The sequence below is a fragment of the Streptomyces sp. genome, assembly GCF_050698815.1.
GTDB lineage: Bacteria > Actinomycetota > Actinomycetes > Streptomycetales > Streptomycetaceae > Streptomyces.
This window is the reverse complement of record NZ_JBOHCV010000621.1, coordinates 1-2,280: the sequence shown is the minus strand read 5'-3', so window position 1 is coordinate 2,280 and position 2,280 is coordinate 1. Positions and strand designations below refer to the sequence as shown.

The 2,280-nt window shown below is 73.4% G+C and carries 2 protein-coding genes; one reads left to right on the top strand and one right to left on the bottom strand.

Features of this window, described 5'->3' with window-relative positions; genetic code table 11:
• Positions 1-350 precede the first annotated feature (350 nt).
• On the bottom strand, positions 351-560 hold the full coding sequence (locus ACRDP3_RS22490; RefSeq protein WP_431518808.1) for a hypothetical protein: 210 nt from the start codon (positions 558-560) through the stop codon (positions 351-353).
• Positions 561-1,289: 729 nt separating this feature from the next.
• Here ACRDP3_RS22490 and ACRDP3_RS22485 point away from each other — a divergent pair.
• On the top strand, positions 1,290-2,280 hold a 991-nt coding region (locus ACRDP3_RS22485; RefSeq protein WP_431518807.1), incomplete at its 3' end, for a serine/threonine-protein kinase.

The following is a 2,280-nucleotide window of genomic DNA, read 5'->3' as shown; positions in this document are numbered from 1 at the left end:
GCCGACGACCGTGCCGTCCGGGCGGTCGGCGAGGACGGTGGACTCCGGTGCGGTGCGCCCTCCCGGCACGTGCGGCGGCGGTGCACCGGCCGAACGCGCGAGCGCGGACAGCCGGCCGGTGAGCGTTGTCGGCACTGTCCCCCTTGTGACGGGCCCTGCTCGCGGGCGACGGCGGATACCGTCGCCCGGTGCGTGATCGTACGCGGGCCGGGAAAGCCGGGAAAAGCTGAGGTCCGGGCAGCTCCCCAGCTACCCGGACCTCAATGCCGTCCGCCGCACCCCCGTCCCCACGGGGCTGATGGGCCGGGTTATCCCCGGCTCGGGCCGCTCTCCCGAGCCTGGAGCACCGCTCAGTGCCCCAGCATTCCGGCCACGGACGACGCCTGTGTGACCACCGCTTCCACCGCGCCGAAGGCGAAGCCGAGCAGGATGGCCAGCGGCAGCACCATGGCAGCCGCAACCAGCGGGTGACGGCTGCCGCCCGGCCGGGTGCCGAAGTCGGCGATCGACGCCCACCTGACCCGCATCCGGGTCGCCGTGCGCCCTGCTGTGTGCGCCATGATCCCGCTCCCGTCGTGTTTCCCTGGGGCGGCGGGCGTCTGACCTCGGGGGACGAGTGCTGCGCCCGCCGCTTGACTCAAGATTAGGTGCGCGTCACCGGCCGGTCGTCATGCCCGCGTATCGACTGCGTGGCCTCCCCCAGGATGAGGCCGGTGCGCCTCGGATACTCCCCAGGGTGGAGGCGCGGGCCGCCGTCCCCGGGTCTTCCCGGAGGGGGACGGCTGCCGCCGGCCCGTAAGCGGAGTGTGCAGGATCGGTGACGGAACGGCAGCCCGGCCGGCGGTGGGCGGGTACGGAGAGCGGGTCAACACCCCGCCGACCAGGCGTACCGGCGAAGTGAGTTCCCTCACCTGCACCGCCTCGCCCGGGCCGGACACCGGCCCCGTTCGTCACTGCCAGCGCCGAGCGGATGACCCGCCGGGCAGAGTCCGTGTGGCGGGATGCACCCCTCCACCCCGAACCTCATGATCAGTCAAACCGCATGCCCTGTAGCGACGTTGGGGGCCCACGAAGGAGTGACACCCCTACGTGGCACACCAGTTGACGGCACGACAGGTTCCGTTCCCCGGCGCTGACAATCCGTCCGGCGGCACGTGCGCGGCCTATCGTCGCCGGGCGGCGGCAGTCCGTAAGCTGGGCCTCGTCAGACGGACGTACCGGGGTAACGGATCAAGGGGCCGCCCAGTGGCAGCGGGCGGGCCTCCCACCGGAGGCAGGGGAGCGACAACATGGCGATGATGCGGCTCCGACGTGAGGACCCGCGAGTCGTCGGCTCGTTCCGGCTCCACCGGCGGCTCGGAGCGGGCGGGATGGGCGTGGTCTATCTCGGCTCCGACCGGCGCGGGCAGCGCGTGGCGCTGAAAGTGATCCGCCCCGACCTGGCGGAGGACCAGGAGTTCCGCTCGCGCTTCGCTCGCGAGGTGTCGGCCGCGCGCCGCATCCGCGGCGGCTGCACGGCCCGGCTGGTCGCGGCCGATCTGGAGGCGGACCGCCCGTGGTTCGCGACGCAGTACGTGCCGGGCCCCGCCCTCCACGACAAGGTGACCGAGAGCGGGCCGCTGCCCGCCGCTCAGGTCGCCGCCATCGGAGCGGCCCTCGCCGAGGGACTGGTAGCGGTGCACGAAGCCGGTGTCGTGCACCGCGATCTGAAGCCGTCCAACATCCTGCTGTCGCCCAAGGGGCCGCGGATCATCGACTTCGGCATCGCCTGGGCGACGGGCGCGAGCACCCTCACCCATGTGGGAACGGCTGTGGGATCGCCCGGCTTTCTCGCACCCGAGCAGGTGCGGGGCGCGCTGGTGACCCCGGCGACGGACGTGTTCGCGCTGGGCGCGACGCTGGCGTACGCGGCGACCGCCGACTCACCCTTCGGACAGGGCAGTTCGGAGGTGATGCTCTACCGGGTGGTGCATGAGGAACCGCAGTTGGACGAGGTGCACCCCTCCCTCGCGCCGCTCATCCGCGCGTGCCTGGTGAAGGCCCCGGAGGAACGCCCGAGCCCGCTCCAGCTGTCGTTGCGGCTGAAGGAGATCGCGGCTCGCGAAGCGCGTGGTCTGCCGGAGCACGCCGGTGGCCTGACCGGCCCGGCCGCCACCGGTGGCGGTGCCGAGGCGGACGGCGACGGGCCCCCTGGACCAGGAGGTCCGGGTGGTCCCTCCAGGAGTGCGGCCCGGGCGACGGCGTCGTCGGGCGGGCACGGAGCCGAGGGGCCGGGTGCCC